This is a genomic window from Streptomyces sp. NRRL F-5630 (genome assembly GCF_000719475.1).
Taxonomy (GTDB): Bacteria; Actinomycetota; Actinomycetes; order Streptomycetales; family Streptomycetaceae; genus Streptomyces.
On the sequence record NZ_JOGO01000003.1, the window covers coordinates 124644 to 140658 of the forward strand.

The following is a 16015-nucleotide window of genomic DNA, read 5'->3' on the forward strand; positions in this document are numbered from 1 at the left end:
TCGCTGACGAGACGAAGTTCTGACGCCACACCACCCCGTCCGGTTCCACGCCGCGCACCCCCCGCGCCCGGCCCGCGTCCGGCACGCGGGCCCTCCCGCGCTTGAGGGGCGGGCCCCGGGGGCAGAGCCCCTGAGGCCCACCCGGCGCGGGGCCCGCCCCCGCCGGATACCGTGAACCCGTCCATCCCGCCCCCACCAGGAGTGCCCGTGCGGATCGCAGTCACCGGCTCCATCGCCACCGACCACCTCATGACCTTCCCCGGCCGTTTCGCCGACCAGCTCGTCGCCGACCAGCTGCACACGGTCTCCCTCTCCTTCCTCGTCGACAACCTCGACGTCCGGCGCGGCGGGGTCGGCGCCAACATCGCCTTCGGCATGGGCCAGCTCGGCACCTCGCCGATCCTCGTGGGCGCGGCGGGCCCCGACTTCGACGAGTACCGCGCCTGGCTCGACCGCCACGGCGTGGACACCGCCTCGGTGCGGATCTCCGAGGTCCTGCACACCGCCCGCTTCGTCTGCACGACGGACGCCGACCACAACCAGATCGGCTCCTTCTACACGGGCGCGATGAGCGAGGCCCGCCTCATCGAGCTCCAAGCCGTCGCCGAGCGCGTCGGCGGTCTCGATCTCGTCACGATCGGCGCCGACGACCCCGAGGCGATGCTCCGTCACACCGAGGAGTGCCGCAGCCGGGGCATTCCCTTCGCCGCCGACTTCTCGCAGCAGATCGCGCGCATGGAGGGCGAGGAGATCCGCACGCTCCTCGACGGCGCCACGTACCTCTTCTCGAACGAGTACGAGAAGGGCCTCATCGAGTCGAAGACCGGCTGGACGGACGCCGAGATCCTCGGGCGCGTCGGCCACCGCGTCACGACGCTCGGCGCCGACGGCGTACGGATCGAGCGGGTGGGCGAGGAGACCATCGAGGTCGGCGTTCCCGAGGAGCGGCGCAAGGCGGACCCGACGGGCGTCGGCGACGCGTTCCGGGCCGGGTTCCTCTCGGGGCTCGCCTGGGGCGTGAGTCTGGAGCGCGCGGCGCAGGTCGGCTGCATGCTCGCGACGCTCGTCATCGAGACGGTGGGGACGCAGGAGTACCAGCTGGAGCGGACGCACTTCATGGACCGCTTCACCAAGCAGTACGGCAACGAGGCCGGGGACGAAGTGCGGGCGCACCTCCCGGGCTGAGCCCGGGCGCGGGGTCCGCGGGGCTCCGCCCGCGCTCCTGGCTCGCCGGACGGGCGTGTCCCCCGGACTGCTCAGCTCGTCCTGCGCACCGTGTACGCCGTGCCCTCGCGGCCCACGTACTCCTGGTCCCGCATCTCGCACCACGCCGGGATGTCCAGGGCCGCCGCCTCGTCGTCCGAGAGGACGGTGACGGTGGCGCCCAGCGGGACGCGCGGGAACACCTTCGCGAGTTCGATGACCGGGACCGGACAGCGCTTCCCCAGGGCGTCGACGAGGAGCGGCCCGGGGGAGGGCGCGGCGGGCGGCTCCTCTTCCCTCGGGGCGGTGGGCGGCTCCTCCTCGCTCGGGGCGCCGAGCTGCTCCCGTACCCCCGCGACCGCCCCCGGCAGGATGTCCAGGAAGCGGTCCACGTCCTCCGCGCGCACGTCCAGGGGGAGCGAGACGCGTACGTTGCCCTCGCTCAGGACCCCCATCGCGCGCAGGACGTGGCTCGGCGTCAGTGCCGAACTCGTGCAGGACGAACCGGACGATACGGAGAAACCGGCCCGGTCCAGGGCGCCGAGCAGGCTCTCGCCGTCCACGTACAGGCAGGAGAAGGTGAGCAGGTGCGGCAGCCGCCGCTCCGGATCGCCCACCACCTCCGTACGCGGCACGAGCCGCGGCACCCGCTCCCGCAGCCGCTCCGTCAGCGCGCGCAGTTCCCCGGCGCGCGCCTCCGCGTCGGCGCGCGCCGCGCGCAGCGAGGCCGCCGCCGCGACGATCGCGGGCAGGTTCTCGAAGCCGGGAGACCGACCGTTCTCCCTCTCGTCGGCGGGCCCGGCCGGGGCGAAGCGCGTGCCCTTGCGCACCACGAGCAGTCCGACCCCCGCCGGACCGCCCCACTTGTGCGCGCTCGCGGCGAGCAGCGACCAGTCGCCCTCCACGGGTCCCCACAGCAAGGACTGCGCCGCGTCCACCAGCAGCGGCACCCCGGCGGCGCGGCACGCCTCGGCCACCTCGGCGACCGGCTGCACCGTCCCCACCTCGTGGTTCGCCGACTGGAGCGCGGCGAGCGCGGTATCGGCACGGAGCGCCGCCGCGTACGTGCCCGGATCGACCGCGCCCGCACGGGACACCCCGACCTCCGTCACCTCACCGCCCGTACGCGTGTGCGCCTCGGCCGCGTGCAGGACGGAGGAGTGCTCGACCGCCGAGACCACGAGGTGCCCGCCCACGCGCCGCCGCCCCGCGAGCGCCCCGGCGAGGCCGGCGTGGACCGCGCGGGTGCCCGAGGGCGTGAAGACGAGTTCGTCCGGGCGGCAGCCGACCGCCTCGGCCGCCGCCTCGCGGGCCGCGTCCAGGAGCAGCCGCGCCCGGCGGCCCTCGCGGTAGAGGCGGGCCGGATCGGCCCAGCCCTCGTCGAGGGCCGCGAGCAGCGCCTGCCGGGCGACCGGATGGAGCGGGGCGGCCGAGGCCACGTCGAAGTACGGCACGGGCCCAAAGTAACCCCGGCCCACCGGTGCCTCCGCCCCTGCCCCACCCGGCGGCGGGCCCCTCCGCCGCCCCGTGCCCACCGTGCACCGGCGGCTCCCGCACGCGAGAGACACCTTGCCCTCCCGCGCGAGCGGCGCCCTCCGTCTCCCGCCGAGCACCCGGCCGCCCCCCGAGAGGCACGACCACCAGACCGCCCGCCCCCCTGCCCTCCGCGCCCCCGCCCCGTCGCGACACGCCCGGGCCCCCGCTCCTCCCTCGCGGCGCGCTCGTCCGTGCCCCGGCCCGACACGCCGGGCCCCGCCCGGGAGAAGGGGCGTCAGATGGCCTGCGCGAGGGGCGATTCCACCCCTTCGGGGAGTGGTGCGGCGCGTTGGGGACCCTCCCCGCGCGACCCCAAATTGAGTCCAGTAGGGTTTGGTCCGCATAAACATCCAAACCCTGCCCGCCGCGGGGGCACGGCGACCGACCAGCGTGAAGGCCGCGTACGCCTCGGCGCGGGCGAGACTCTCGGGAAGGCGCTACGTGAGTCCCAACGGCTCCGACCGCTCGTCGCGGCGCCCGATGCGGCGGAAGCTGCCGCAGGTGCTGACTGCGGGCCTGATCCTGGTAACCGCTACCGGTTGCTCATACAAGGACTTCCCCCGCCTTGGTATGCCCACCCCCACCACGGAGGAGGCGCCGCGCATCCTCTCGCTGTGGCAGGGCTCCTGGGCGGCGGCCCTCGCCGTGGGTGTCCTCGTCTGGGGGCTGATCCTGTGGAGCGCGTTCTTCCACAGGCGCAGCCGCCACAAGATCGAGGTACCCCGGCAGACCCGGTACAACATGCCTCTTGAGACGTTGTACACGGTGGTACCTCTGCTGATCGTCTCGGTCCTCTTCTACTTCGTCGCGCGCGACGAGTCGAAGCTGATGGACCTCTCGGACAAGCCGACCCACACGGTGAACGTGGTCGGCTACCAGTGGAGCTGGGGCTTCAACTACATCGAGAACGTCGACGGGGACGAGTCCACCGGCGACGCCGCGAAGTCCAAGGAACTCAAGGCGATCCCGGACCGTTTCGCCGCGGACTTCCCCAAGGGCGCCGAAGGCGTCCACGTCGCCGGCACCCCGGCCGACAGGAACCCCCAGACCGGGAACCCGGGTCCGACCCTGTGGCTCCCCAAGGGCGAGAAGGTCCGCTTCGTCCTGACCTCGCGTGACGTCATCCACTCCTTCTGGGTGGTCCCCTTCCTCATGAAGCAGGACGTCATCCCGGGTCACACCAACGCCTTCGAGGTGACCCCCAACAAGGAGGGCACCTTCCTGGGCAAGTGCGCCGAACTCTGCGGCGTCGACCACTCCCGGATGCTCTTCAACGTCAAGGTCGTCTCCCCCGAGCGCTACGAGGCCCACCTCAAGCAGCTCGCGAAGGACGGCCAGACCGGTTACATCCCGGCCGGTATCGAGCAGTCGGGCCACGAGAAGAACCGGGAGACGAAGAACCTGTGAGTATCGACAACGACCCTCAGAGGGTCGCGACCGCGGAAGGGACGCTCGTCTCCGAGCCCCCGGTCCGCCGCCGTGAACCCGGAAACGTCGTGGTGAAGTGGCTGACCACCACCGACCACAAGACGATCGGCTCGCTCTACCTGATCACCTCGTTCGTCTTCTTCTGCATCGGCGGTGTGCTCGCGCTCATCATGCGCGCCGAGCTCGCCAGGCCCGGTAACCAGCTGATCTCGAACGAGCAGTTCAACCAGGCGTTCACGATGCACGGCACGATCATGCTGCTGATGTTCGCGACGCCGCTGTTCTCCGGTTTCGCCAACTGGATCATGCCGCTCCAGATCGGTGCCCCCGATGTGGCCTTCCCGCGGCTGAACATGTTCGCGTACTGGCTGTACCTCTTCGGCTCGGTCATCGCGGTGGGCGGCTTCGTCACCCCGCAAGGCGCGGCCGACTTCGGCTGGTTCGCCTACTCGCCGCTCTCGGACGCCGTCCGCTCCCCGGGCGTCGGCGCCGACATGTGGATTCTCGGCCTGGCCTTCTCCGGCTTCGGCACGATCCTCGGCTCGGTCAACTTCATCACCACGATCATCTGCATGCGCGCGCCCGGCATGACGATGTTCCGCATGCCGATCTTCACCTGGAACGTGCTGCTCACCGGTGTGCTGGTGCTGCTCGCCTTCCCGGTGCTCGCCGCGGCGCTCTTCGCGCTGGAGGCCGACCGGAAATTCGGGGCGCATGTCTTCGACGCGACAAACGGCGGGGCACTGCTCTGGCAACACCTCTTCTGGTTCTTCGGCCATCCAGAGGTGTACATCATCGCGTTGCCGTTCTTCGGCATCATTTCCGAGGTCATTCCGGTCTTCTCGCGCAAGCCGATCTTCGGCTACGTGGGCCTCATCGGCGCGACCATCGCCATCGCCGGTCTCTCGGTGACGGTGTGGGCGCACCACATGTACGTGACCGGCGGGGTGCTCCTCCCGTTCTTCTCCTTCATGACGTTCCTGATCGCCGTGCCGACCGGCGTGAAGTTCTTCAACTGGATCGGAACGATGTGGAAGGGCTCCCTGTCCTTCGAGACCCCGATGCTCTGGTCGATCGGCTTCCTGATCACCTTCACCTTCGGCGGTCTCACCGGCGTGATCCTCGCGGCCCCGCCGCTGGACTTCCACGTCTCGGACTCGTACTTCGTCGTCGCGCACTTCCACTACGTGGTCTTCGGCACCGTCGTCTTCGCGATGTTCGCCGGATTCCACTTCTGGTGGCCGAAGTTCACCGGCAAGATGCTCGACGAGCGGCTCGGGAAGATCACCTTCTGGACCCTCTTCGTCGGCTTCCACGGCACCTTCCCCGTGGGGCTTCGGCCGCTCCCTGGAGTGGGCGACCTCCTGCCCGCCGCCGCGGCACAACTTCACCTCGCTGCCCCGTATCCGCAGTGAATCCCCGGCCTTCGACCTCCACCACCCGGAGATCGCGGCCCTCGACCAGCTGGAGAACGGCGACCAGCGCGACACCGCGCTCGTCGGCGGCAAGGAGGTCGGACGGTGAAGGTCCAGGGCAAGATGTTCATCTGGCTGAGCGTCTTCGTCCTCGCCATGGCGGTCGTCTATGGCGTGTGGTCGAAGGAGCCGGCCGGTACCACGGCGCTCTTCCTCGCCTTCGGGCTCTGCATCATGATCGGTTACTACCTGGCGTTCACCGCCCGGCGGATCGATGCGGGCGCGCAGGACAACAAGGAGGCCGACGTCGCGGACGACGCCGGCGAGGTGGGCTTCTTCAGCCCGCACAGCTGGCAGCCGCTCGCCCTCGGCGTCGGCGGCGCGCTGGCCTTCCTCTCCGTGGCCATCGGCTGGTGGCTGCTCTACTTCTCGACCCCGATCGTGCTGATCGGCCTCTTCGGCTGGGTCTTCGAGTACTACCGCGGAGAGAACCAGAACCAGTAGCACATGCCGTGCCAGGAGGGGCCAGGACACACCGTGCGGTGGGTCCTGGCCCCTCTTTTCGCGCCCCGCCGGGCCACCCGAACAGCTCAGCCGACCGCGCTGAACGGGCGTCGGCTTCGTACGTTGAGGCCATGAGCCACACACCGCGAACCCGTACGGTACTGAGCTGCACTGTGCTGGTGGCCGCTCTTGGAGCCGGCCTCTCGGCCTGCGGCGGCGACGCCCGTGGAAACTCGTTGACCGCCCGGCCGTACGACGCTGCGGGGCAGGTCACCTTCAACGCGGCGGGCGCCGAACGCGTCGACCCGGACAAGCCGCTGGAGGTGACCAGCAAGGGCAAGGACAGCCGGATCACCGACGTCACGGCCACCGACGGCCTCGGCCGCCAGGTCGCGGGGGCCCTCTCCGCCGACGGAACCCGCTGGCACTCGACAGGCCCCCTCGCCGCCGCCGCCGACTACACGGTGCGCGTTGCCACCGAGAACAGCGACGGCGCGCCCGGAGTGAAGACCCTCCGCTTCCACACCGCGGACGCGGGCAAGAACCGCCTCAAGGTGACCTTCGGCCCCAAGGCCGGCACCTACGGGGTCGGCCAGCCGATCACCGCCGAGCTGAGCGCCCCGGTCAAGGACAAGGCGGCCCGCGCCGTCGTCGAACGCTCCCTCAAGGTCCGGTCCTCGCAGGACGTCGAGGGCGCCTGGTACTGGGTCGACTCCAAGGAACTCCACTACCGGCCGCGTACCTACTGGCCCGCGCACTCCAAGGTGGACGTGAGCGCCAACCTCAACGGCGTCAAGGTCACAGACACCCTGCGCGGCGCGGACGCGAAGCCGCTCTCCCTCACCTTCGGCGACCGCGTCGAGGCGCTCGTCGACTCCGCCAGCCACCACATGACGGTCCGCAAGAACGGCAAGGAGATAAAAACCTTGCCGGTGACCACCGGCAAGCCGGGCTTCTCGACCCGCAACGGGACCAAGGTGATCCTGGGCAAGGAGTCCTTCGTCCGGATGCGCAGCGGCAGCGTCGGCATCGCCGCGGGCAGCTCGGAGTCCTACGACCTCCCCGTCTACTGGGCCACGCGGGTGACCTGGAGCGGTGAATACGTGCACGCCGCGCCGTGGTCGGTCGGCTCGCAGGGCTCCGCGAACACGAGCCACGGGTGCGTGGGCATGAGCACGGAGAACGCGCACTGGTTCTTCGACACCGTGCGGGAGGGGGACATCGTGCGCGTCGTCAACAGCGACGGGGACGAGATGGCCCCCTTCGGGAACGGCTTCGGGGACTGGAACCTGAGCTGGACCAAGTGGGGGGAGGGCAGCGCGGTGACCGGGAGCGGGCACAACACGGCTCCCGGCGGGGTGGAGCAGGCGCGGCTCAGGCCGCAGCTGTAACCACCCGGGGGAGTGAACGCCCGAGGCCCTCCCCGCGCCGTCCAGGCGCGGGGAGGGCCTTCGCGTGGGGTTCCTACGGGGGCCTGGTCCGGCGGCGGGGCCCCGTCCCGCGCTCCCGCCGCCTCACACCCCGGGGAGGCTCAGGTGTGCGCCAGGCGGGACTTCTCCCGCAGCAGCCCCGCCAGGGCCCCCGCGAACTCCACCGGGTCCACCGGGAGGGTGACGGCGGCGTCGGCGCGGCTCCAGGTGGCGAGCCAGGCGTCCTGGGGGCGGCCCATCAGGAGGAGCACAGGGGGGCAGCGGAAGATCTCGTCCTTGATCTGGCGGCAGACGCCCATGCCGCCTGCCGGGGCCGTCTCGCCGTCCAGGACGCAGACGTCGATGCCGCCGCGCTCCAGCTCCTTCAGCACGGCGGGGAGCGTCGCGCACTCCACGAACTGCACCTCGGGAGCGTCGGGGGCGGGCCTGTGACCGGTGGCGAGCCTGACCTGGGTGCGGGTTTCGGCGTTGTCGCTGTAGATCAGCACGGTGGCGATCGGCTGCATTTCTCCTCCTGGCCTCGGGTGTGACCGGGTCCCCGGTGGGCCGGATGCTACTCCGTCCGACTGCCCGTCAACACCGCTGCGAACAGCTCAACCCTGGGCCGTTCGGCCCCGGCCGAGGGGGCGGACACACCGAACGGCACCCCCGGGAGTGAGGGCGGGATAAGCGACCGACATAATGTCGGTCGTGGCGACAGCAACGACAGTAGAAACCGGGCCCGCGCACCCGTCGGTCAACAGGCCGAACCTCACCAGCGTCGGAACCATCATCTGGCTGAGTTCCGAGCTGATGTTCTTCGCGGCCCTCTTCGCGATGTACTTCACCCTGCGATCGGTGACCGGACCGGATCACTGGAAGGAAATGGCGGATGCCCTGAACGTTCCGTTCTCGGGTACCAACACCGCCATCCTGGTGGCCTCCTCACTCACCTGCCAGCTCGGCGTCTTCGCCGCCGAGCGGGGCGATGTGAAGAAGCTCCGCACGTGGTTCTCGATCACCTTCGTGATGGGCGCGATCTTCATCGGAGGTCAGATCTTCGAATACACGGAACTGGTCAGGGAAGAGGGGCTTTCGCTCTCCTCCGACCCCTACGGTTCCGTCTTCTACCTCACGACCGGATTCCACGGACTGCACGTGACGGGCGGCCTCATCGCCTTCCTCCTCGTCCTGGGCCGGACGTACGCGGCCAAGAGGTTCACACATCACCAGGCCACTGCGGCCATCGTCGTGTCCTACTACTGGCACTTCGTCGATGTTGTCTGGATCGGCCTCTTCGCCACGATCTACCTGATCAAGTAACCCGGGCGAGAAGCCCACATCCAGTAGCACCGACGCAGAAGATCCTGACACCGGGGTAATCCGTGAAAAAGCTCTCCGTACGACGACGCCATCCGCTGGCGGCGGTCGTCGTCCTACTCCTCGCGCTGGCGGCCACCGGGGGGCTGTACGCCGCGTTCGCGCCTGCGGACAAGGCACAGGCTGAGGAAACAGCCCAGTCCCTGAAGATCGACGAGGGCAAGAAGCTCTACGACGTCGGCTGCGCCAGTTGCCACGGAACCGGTGGACAGGGCAGCAGCGACGGGCCCAGCCTTGTCGGCGTGGGCGCCGCGGCCGTCGACTTCCAGGTCGGTACCGGCCGTATGCCGCTCCAGCAGCAGGGCGCCCAGGCGCCCCGCAAGAAGGCCATCTACTCCGAGCAGGAGATCGACCGGCTCGCGACCTACGTGGCCTCGCTCGGCGCGGGCCCCGAGGTGCCGACCAAGAACCAGTACGACCCCGCCGGGTCGGACAGCGCCAAGGGCGGCGAGCTCTTCCGCACGAACTGCGCGCAGTGCCACAACTTCACCGGTGAGGGCGGTGCGCTGACGCACGGCAAGTACGCCCCCTCCCTTGAGGGCGTGGACCCGAAGCACCTCTACGAGGCCATGCAGACCGGCCCGCAGAACATGCCCTCCTTCCCCGACACCACGATGCCGGAGAAGCAGAAGAAGCAGATCATCGCCTACCTGCGCGACGTCAACGGGGAGAAGGCCACCAACCCCGGTGGTCTGGCCCTCGGGGGTCTCGGTCCGGTGAGTGAGGGTCTCTTCGCCTGGGTCTTCGGGCTCGGTGCGCTGATCGCCGTCGCCACGTGGGTCGCCGTCCGGACCGCAAAGGCCAAGAAGTCATGAGCAGCCAAGACCATCCCGAAGAGAACCTGCCCGCAGGGCAGGGCGCCGAGCAGCACTCGGCCGAGCTGGCGAAGAACCCCTTCGCCGACCCGGGGCTGCCGCCCCACGAGCACCGCATCCAGGACCTGGACGAGCGGGCCGCCAAGCGTAGCGAGCGCGTGGTCGCCTTCCTCTTCACCCTGTCGATGCTCGCGACGGCCGGCTTCATCGCCTCGTACGTGATCTTCAAGCCCGGCAAGATCGTCTACATCTGGCCCTTCGGGCACGTCAGCGCGCTGAACTTCTCGCTCGGCCTGACCCTGGGCCTCGCGCTGTTCTCGATCGGCGCGGGTGCCGTCCACTGGGCGCGCACCCTGATGTCCGACGTCGAGCTGGTCGACGAGCGGCACGACATCGAGGCCGACGCCGACACCAAGGCGAAGGTCCTCGCGGACTTCAAGCAGGGCGCCAAGGACTCCGTCCTCGGCCGCCGCAAGCTGATCCGCAACTCGATGTTCGGTGCCCTGGCCCTCGTGCCGCTCTCCGGCGTCGTGCTGCTGCGCGACCTCGGTCCGCTGCCCGAGAAGAAGCTCCGCTCCACGAAGTGGAAGAAGGGCTCGGTCATCGTCAACATGAACACCAACGAGCCGCTGCGTCCCGAGGACGTCATCACCGGCTCGCTGACGTTCGCCAAGCCCGAGGGCCTGGAGGAGACGGACCACGACTTCCAGAACCAGATCGCCAAGGCCGCCCTGATGATCATCCGGATCGCCCCGGAGGACATCAAGGACAAGCGCGAGCTGGACTGGTCGCACCAGGGCATCGTCGCGTACTCCAAGATCTGCACCCACGTCGGTTGCCCGATCAGCCTGTACGAGCAGCAGACGCACCACGTCCTCTGCCCGTGCCACCAGTCCACCTTCGACCTCTCCGACGGCGCCCGAGTGATCTTCGGCCCGGCCGGTCACCCGCTGCCGCAGCTGCGGATCGGCGTGAACGACGAGGGTTACCTCGAAGCGCTCGGCGACTTCGACCAGCCCGTCGGCCCTGCCTTCTGGGAGCGCGGATGAGCACCGAGACCACGCACGCACCCGGCGCGGACGCGCCGGACCGCGGTCAGGCACCGGCCGGGGAACGGCTCGCCGACTGGGCGGACGGACGGCTCGGCATCTACAGCCTGGCCAAGACCAACATGCGGAAGATCTTTCCGGACCACCCGAGCTTCATGCTCGGCGAGATCTGCATGTACAGCTTCATCATCATCATCCTCACGGGTGTGTACCTGACGCTGTTCTTCCACCCGAGCATGAACGAGGTGGAGTACCACGGCGTCTACGGCCCCATGCAGGGCCAGCTCATGTCGGAGGCGTTCTCCTCCACGCTGAAGATCAGCTTCGAGGTCCGCGGCGGTCTGCTCATCCGGCAGATCCACCACTGGGCCGCGCTCATCTTCCTCGCCGGCATGTTCGTGCACATGATGCGCGTCTTCTTCACGGGCGCCTTCCGCAAGCCGCGTGAGATCAACTGGCTGTTCGGCTTCCTGCTCTTCGCCCTGGGCATGTTCACCGGGTTCACCGGCTACTCGCTCCCGGACGACCTGCTCTCCGGCACCGGTGTCCGCTTCACGCAGGGCGCGATCCTGTCCGTGCCGATCGTGGGCACGTACATCTCGATGTTCCTGTTCGGCGGCGAGTTCCCCGGCGGCGACTTCGTCGCCCGGTTCTACTCGATCCACATCCTGCTGCTGCCCGGCATCATGCTGGGGCTCATGGTGGGCCACCTGATCCTGGTCTTCTACCACAAGCACACGCAGTACGCGGGCCCCGGACGGACCGAGAAGAACGTCGTCGGCATGCCGCTGCTCCCGGTGTACATGGCGAAGGCCGGAGGCTTCTTCTTCCTCGTCTTCGGCGTCATCGCGGCCATCGCGGGCATCGCGACGATCAACCCGATCTGGGCCATCGGCCCGTACCGGCCCGACCAGGTGTCCACCGGCGCGCAACCCGACTGGTACATGGGCTTCGCCGAAGGACTCATCCGTGTCATGCCCGGCTGGGAGATCAACCTGTGGGGCCACACGCTGGTCCTCGGGGTGTTCATCCCGCTGGTGGTCTTCGGTCTCGTCCTCGGCGCGATGGCGGTCTACCCGTTCATCGAGTCCTGGGTCACCGGGGACAAGCGCGAGCACCACATCCTCGACCGTCCGCGCAACGCCCCGGTCCGTACGGGCCTCGGCGTCGCCTGGGTGACGATGTACATGATCACGCTCATCGGCGGCGGCAACGACCTGTGGGCCACCCACTTCCACCTGTCGCTCAACGCGATCAGCTGGTTCGTGCGGATCGGCTTCTTCGCCGGCCCGGTCATCGCCTTCATCATCACCAAGCGGATCTGCCTCGGTCTCCAGCGTCGCGACAGGGAGAAGGTGCTGCACGGGCGCGAGTCCGGCATCATCAAGCGCCTGCCGCACGGTGAGTTCATCGAGGTGCACGAGCCGCTCAGCGCCGAGCAGCGCTACACGCTCACCGCGCACGAGCAGGTCGCGCCCTTCGAGATCGGTGAGACCACCGACGAGAACGGTGTCCGGCGCAAGGTCTCCGGCGCGGAGAAGCTCCGCTCCAAGCTCTCCAAGGGCTACTACGGCGACGGGACGCAGATCCCGAAGCCGACGGAGGAGGAGTACAGGGAGATCACGAGCGGCCACGGCCACCACTGATCCCCGCACTGTCACGCGACACGCCACCTGAGGGCCCCGCCCCGTCCCACCTTCCGGTGGGCGGACGGGGCCCTTCGCGCTGCCCGCGCGCCGATAGGGTGGGGGACGAAGAACAGGCGGCCGGCGCCCCGCGTCCCCCGCCCCCGTACCCACACACCAGGAGCGGCCATGAGCGCTGTGCACCCCGTCGGAGGCGACACCGCGGCGGCCCGCTCCTGGCCCGCCGTACTCGACGGCCTCCTCTCGGGCCGTGACCAGTCCGCGGCCGACACCGCCTGGGCGATGGACCGCATCATGCGGGGCGAGGCCACCGACGCGCAGATCGCGGGCTTCGCCGTGGCCCTGCGCGCCAAGGGCGAGACCGTCGAGGAGATCAGCGGCATCGTCGAGGCGATGTACGCGCACGCGCGCACCATCGAGGTGCCCGGCGAGACCGTCGACATCGTCGGTACGGGCGGGGACGGCGCCAAGACCGTGAACATCTCCACGATGTCGGCCGTCGTCGTCGCGGGGACCGGGGCGAAGGTCGTCAAGCACGGCAACCGCGCCGCCTCCTCCGCCTCCGGGGCTTCCGACGTCCTCGAGAAGCTCGGCGTGAACCTGGAGCTGAGCCCGGAGCGGGTGGCACGGGTCGCCGAGGAGGCCGGGATCACCTTCTGCTTCGCCGTGAAGTTCCACCCGGCGCTGCGGTACGTCGCGGCGGCGCGCGGTGAGCTGGGCATCCGCACGACGTTCAACTTCCTCGGCCCGCTCACCAACCCGGCCCGCGTCCGGGCCCAGGCCACCGGGGTCGCCGACGCCCGGATGGCGCCGATCATGGCCGGGGTGCTCGCCGCGCGCGGTTCCTCCGCGCTCGTCTTCCGGGGTGATGACGGCCTCGACGAACTCACGACGGCGGCGACCTCGCGTGTGTGGACCGTCCAGGACGGCGCGGTGCGCGAGGAGAGCTTCGACCCGCGCGACGTGGGCCTCGGCCTCTCCCCGGTCTCGGCCCTGCGCGGCGGCGACGCCTCGCACAACGCCGAGATCGCCCGCCGCCTCTTCGCGGGCGAGGGCGGACCGGTCAGGGACGCGGTGCTCCTCAACTCGGCGGCGGCCCTCGCGGCGCTGCGCCCGACCGGGGAGCCGCTGGTGGACCGGATCAGGGAGGGCATGGCGCGGGCCGCCGAGTCGCTGGACTCGGGGGCGGCGGCGGCGGCCCTGGAGCGGTGGGTCGCGGCGAGCAACGCCTGACCCGGGCGCGGCCCGCGGAGCCGGACGGCGTCGGCCGGGCCGGGGGAGCGCGACGGGCGTCCTGAGCCCGTCGCGCTCCCGAGGGCGAAGCCGAAGCCGTCGGAGGCGAGACCGACGCCGTCGGCAGAGCCCGTCCCGCATTCTGGAACCCCCTGGGCGCGGCCGGGGGCCCTGTGGCAGGATGCTGGCAGGTCATGAGTGACAGCGACTACGGCCCCGGCCTGCTGTCCGGCAACCCTCCGTCCGTGGCGGGGTGCCCCGGGTGAAGACCTGGCCGCAGGCAGCGAGGTCTGCGGCAAGCGCGGACCCCTCCGCGCCCGTCAGGGGCGTTGGCACACCCCCCTCACGCGGCGTCAGGCACCAGGGGTCCTGGTCGTCGAGGGAGCGGTTCTCCGTGAGCAAGCGAATGTCGTAGGGCGCACACCCTTCACCACACAGGGTGCGGCGCCCTTCGCCGTCCTCCGTCGCCGGGCACGTGGTACCGCCCGGAACCCCCAGCCTTCGCAGCTCGCCTTCCGCTGCCTCCGTCTCACGTACGGGAGTTCGCCATGTCCGTTTCCGCCGCCTCCGCCGCCGTCTCCGCCACCACCACCCCCGCCGCCCCGCTGCCCGTCCTCGGCCGCGAGGTGCGCGTACCGCTCGTCACCGGGGGCGAGGTCGAGTACGCCGCGCTCGACTACGCCGCCAGCGCCCCGGCCCTGGAGCGGGTCTGGAACGACGTCGCCGCCTACGCCCCGTACTACGGCAGCGTGCACCGCGGCGCCGGCTACCTTTCGCAGCTGTCCACCGAACTGTTCGAGACCGCCCGCGCCGACGTCGCCGCCTTCCTCGGCTGTCGCGCGGACGACGAACTGGTCTTCACGCGCTCCACGACCGACTCGCTCAACCTCCTCGCCGCCGCGCTGCCCGCGGGCTGCGAGGTCTACGTCTTCGAGACCGAGCACCACGCCTCGCTGCTGCCCTGGCGCACCGCCGACGTGACCCACCTCGACGCCCCGCGCAGCCCCGCCGAGGCCGTCGCGACGCTGGAGAGCGCGCTGCAGGCCCGTACCGGTACCGGAGCGGCGCTCGTCTGCGTCACGGGCGCGTCGAACGTGACGGGGGAGCTGTGGCCCGTCGCCGAGCTGGCCCGGGTCGCGCACGCGCACGGCGCGCGGATCGTCCTGGACGCCGCCCAGCTCGCCCCGCACCACCCCGTCTCGGTCGCTGAACTGGACGTGGACTGGGTCGCCTTCTCGGGCCACAAGCTCTACGCCCCCTTCGGCGCCGGGGTCCTCGCCGGTCGCGCGGACTGGCTGGAGGACGCCGAGCCGTACCTCGCGGGCGGTGGCGCGAGCCGCGCCGTGAGCAGGCGCGCGGACGGCGGGGTGGACGTCGAGTGGCACACGGGGGCCGCGCGCCACGAGGCGGGCTCGCCGAACGTCATCGGCGCCTACGCGATCGCCTCCGCGTGCAAGGCCCTCACCGAGGCCGGTTTCGACGCGCTCGTCGCGCGCGAGCAGCAGCTCGTGGCACGGGTGCGGGACGGGCTCGCCGCGATCGAGGGCGTCCGCGTGCTCGGGCTCTTCGGCCCCGAGGCCGAGCGGGTCGGCGTGCTCTCCTTCGTGGTGAGCGGCTGGAACAGCTCGCACCTCGCGGCGGCGCTCTCGGCCGAGTACGGGATCGGGGTCCGCGACGGGCTCTTCTGCGCCCACCCGCTCGTCCGCACGCTGCTCGGCGCGGACGCCGGCGCGCCCGGGGAGTGCGGGGCGCCCGAGGGCGGCTCGCTCAACGCCGTGCGGGTGAGCTTCGGCGCCGGGACGCCCGACGAGCACGTGGAGCGCTTCCTGGGCGCGGTGCGCGAGCTCGTCGAGCAGGGGGCGCGCTGGACGTACCGCACCGAGGACGGACGCTGCGTGCCGGCGGTCTGAGCGGGACGCACGGGAGGGGCGCCGGTCGTGGGACCGGCGCCCCTCCCTCATGCGTGACCACCGGGGGAACGCGCCCCGCGGGGGGATCGCTCAGGAATCGAGACCGATCGCGAAGGCCGCCTCCAAGTCGTGCTGCGAGTACGTGCGGAAGGCCACGTGCGTATCGGTCGCGGCGACGCCGGGGATCTTGCTGATCCGGTTCGGGATGATCTCGGCCAGGTCCTCGTGGCGGCCGACGCGGACCATCGCGATGAGGTCGTAGGAGCCGGTGACCGAGAAGACCTCGCTCACGCTGTCCAGCGCGGCGATGGACTCGGCGATCTCCGGGATTCGGTCGACGCTGGTCTTGATGAGCACGATCGCGGTGATCACGGCTGTTGGTCCCCTTCGCTGTCCTGGTGGGCCCACTTTAGTCCGGGCCTCCGTCCCCGCCGCGCGGTCCCGCCCCCAGGCCGTAGGGTTACGGGCGACACAAGCACGATCCGGC

General features: G+C 70.5%; 13 protein-coding genes, 1 pseudogene and 1 riboswitch. Of the genes and pseudogenes, 11 read left to right on the forward strand and 3 right to left on the reverse strand.

Annotated features, from left to right (window positions below):
• Positions 1-207: 207 nt before the first annotated feature.
• The gene (locus IF99_RS0101860) at positions 208-1185 is read left to right on the forward strand and encodes a carbohydrate kinase family protein (RefSeq protein ID WP_030994500.1); all 978 of its coding nucleotides are present in this window, start codon (positions 208-210) and stop codon (positions 1183-1185) included.
• 71 nt (positions 1186-1256) lie between these two features.
• On the opposite strand, the gene IF99_RS0101865 is transcribed toward IF99_RS0101860, so the two are convergent.
• Positions 1257-2657: a cysteine desulfurase/sulfurtransferase TusA family protein gene (locus IF99_RS0101865; protein WP_030994501.1), complete on the reverse strand. Its 1401-nt coding sequence runs from the start codon at positions 2655-2657 to the stop codon at positions 1257-1259.
• Between the two features lie 523 nt (positions 2658-3180).
• Here IF99_RS0101865 and coxB point away from each other — a divergent pair.
• The 4 genes and pseudogenes from coxB to IF99_RS0101885 all read left to right on the forward strand — a co-directional run bounded on the left by coxB (position 3181) and on the right by IF99_RS0101885 (position 7477).
• On the forward strand, positions 3181-4146 hold the full coding sequence (gene coxB / locus IF99_RS0101870) for a cytochrome c oxidase subunit II (protein WP_078654950.1): 966 nt from the start codon (positions 3181-3183) through the stop codon (positions 4144-4146).
• Positions 4143-5691, forward strand: a pseudogene (locus IF99_RS30480) (cytochrome c oxidase subunit I). Before coxB ends, IF99_RS30480 begins: the two are co-directional and overlap by 4 nt.
• Positions 5688-6086, forward strand: coding sequence for a cytochrome c oxidase subunit 4 (locus IF99_RS0101880; RefSeq protein ID WP_030994503.1), 399 nt, complete (start codon positions 5688-5690; stop codon positions 6084-6086). Before IF99_RS30480 ends, IF99_RS0101880 begins: the two are co-directional and overlap by 4 nt.
• A gap of 131 nt (positions 6087-6217) precedes the next feature.
• Positions 6218-7477 carry a L,D-transpeptidase gene (locus IF99_RS0101885; protein ID WP_030994504.1) on the forward strand — a complete coding sequence of 420 codons (1260 nt, stop codon included), beginning with the start codon at positions 6218-6220 and terminating at the stop codon, positions 7475-7477.
• Between the two features lie 140 nt (positions 7478-7617).
• Here the strand turns inward: IF99_RS0101885 and IF99_RS0101890 are convergent, their stop codons facing one another.
• Entirely contained in the window at positions 7618-8022 is a 405-nt protein-coding gene (locus IF99_RS0101890; protein WP_030994505.1) for a hypothetical protein, read from the reverse strand.
• 175 nt (positions 8023-8197) lie between these two features.
• Between IF99_RS0101890 and IF99_RS0101895 the strand changes: the two genes are divergently transcribed.
• From IF99_RS0101895 to IF99_RS0101920, 6 genes are all read left to right on the forward strand, one after another.
• On the forward strand, positions 8198-8818 hold the full coding sequence (locus tag IF99_RS0101895) for a cytochrome c oxidase subunit 3 (protein ID WP_030994506.1): 621 nt from the start codon (positions 8198-8200) through the stop codon (positions 8816-8818).
• A gap of 62 nt (positions 8819-8880) precedes the next feature.
• Complete coding sequence (locus IF99_RS0101900) at positions 8881-9690, forward strand: c-type cytochrome (protein WP_030994507.1); 810 nt, start codon at positions 8881-8883, stop codon at positions 9688-9690.
• Entirely contained in the window at positions 9687-10739 is a 1053-nt protein-coding gene (locus IF99_RS0101905; protein ID WP_030994508.1) for a ubiquinol-cytochrome c reductase iron-sulfur subunit, read from the forward strand. Before IF99_RS0101900 ends, IF99_RS0101905 begins: the two co-directional genes overlap by 4 nt.
• On the forward strand, positions 10736-12385 hold the full coding sequence (locus IF99_RS0101910) for a cytochrome b (RefSeq protein WP_030994509.1): 1650 nt from the start codon (positions 10736-10738) through the stop codon (positions 12383-12385). Before IF99_RS0101905 ends, IF99_RS0101910 begins: the two co-directional genes overlap by 4 nt.
• A gap of 168 nt (positions 12386-12553) precedes the next feature.
• Entirely contained in the window at positions 12554-13618 is a 1065-nt protein-coding gene (gene trpD, locus IF99_RS0101915; RefSeq protein WP_030994510.1) for an anthranilate phosphoribosyltransferase, read from the forward strand.
• A 190-nt stretch (positions 13619-13808) separates the two neighbouring features.
• A riboswitch (SAM riboswitch) is annotated at positions 13809-13926 on the forward strand.
• Between the two features lie 240 nt (positions 13927-14166).
• A complete protein-coding gene (locus IF99_RS0101920; RefSeq protein WP_030994511.1) occupies positions 14167-15528 on the forward strand; it encodes an aminotransferase class V-fold PLP-dependent enzyme in 1362 nt (453 codons plus the stop codon).
• Between the two features lie 90 nt (positions 15529-15618).
• On the opposite strand, the gene IF99_RS0101925 is transcribed toward IF99_RS0101920, so the two are convergent.
• Positions 15619-15900, reverse strand: coding sequence for an Lrp/AsnC family transcriptional regulator (locus tag IF99_RS0101925; RefSeq protein ID WP_007828132.1), 282 nt, complete (start codon positions 15898-15900; stop codon positions 15619-15621).
• Positions 15901-16015 lie beyond the last annotated feature (115 nt).

Coding starts and splice junctions, on each gene's coding strand:
- IF99_RS0101910 (WP_030994509.1), top strand. CDS start 10,736: ATGAGCACCGAGACCACGCACGCACCCGGCGCGGACGCGCCGGACCGC.
- IF99_RS0101885 (WP_030994504.1), top strand. CDS start 6,218: ATGAGCCACACACCGCGAACCCGTACGGTACTGAGCTGCACTGTGCTG.
- IF99_RS0101890 (WP_030994505.1), bottom strand. CDS start 8,022: ATGCAGCCGATCGCCACCGTGCTGATCTACAGCGACAACGCCGAAACC.
- IF99_RS0101920 (WP_030994511.1), top strand. CDS start 14,167: ATGTCCGTTTCCGCCGCCTCCGCCGCCGTCTCCGCCACCACCACCCCC.
- trpD (WP_030994510.1), top strand. CDS start 12,554: ATGAGCGCTGTGCACCCCGTCGGAGGCGACACCGCGGCGGCCCGCTCC.
- IF99_RS0101905 (WP_030994508.1), top strand. CDS start 9,687: ATGAGCAGCCAAGACCATCCCGAAGAGAACCTGCCCGCAGGGCAGGGC.
- IF99_RS0101895 (WP_030994506.1), top strand. CDS start 8,198: ATGTCGGTCGTGGCGACAGCAACGACAGTAGAAACCGGGCCCGCGCAC.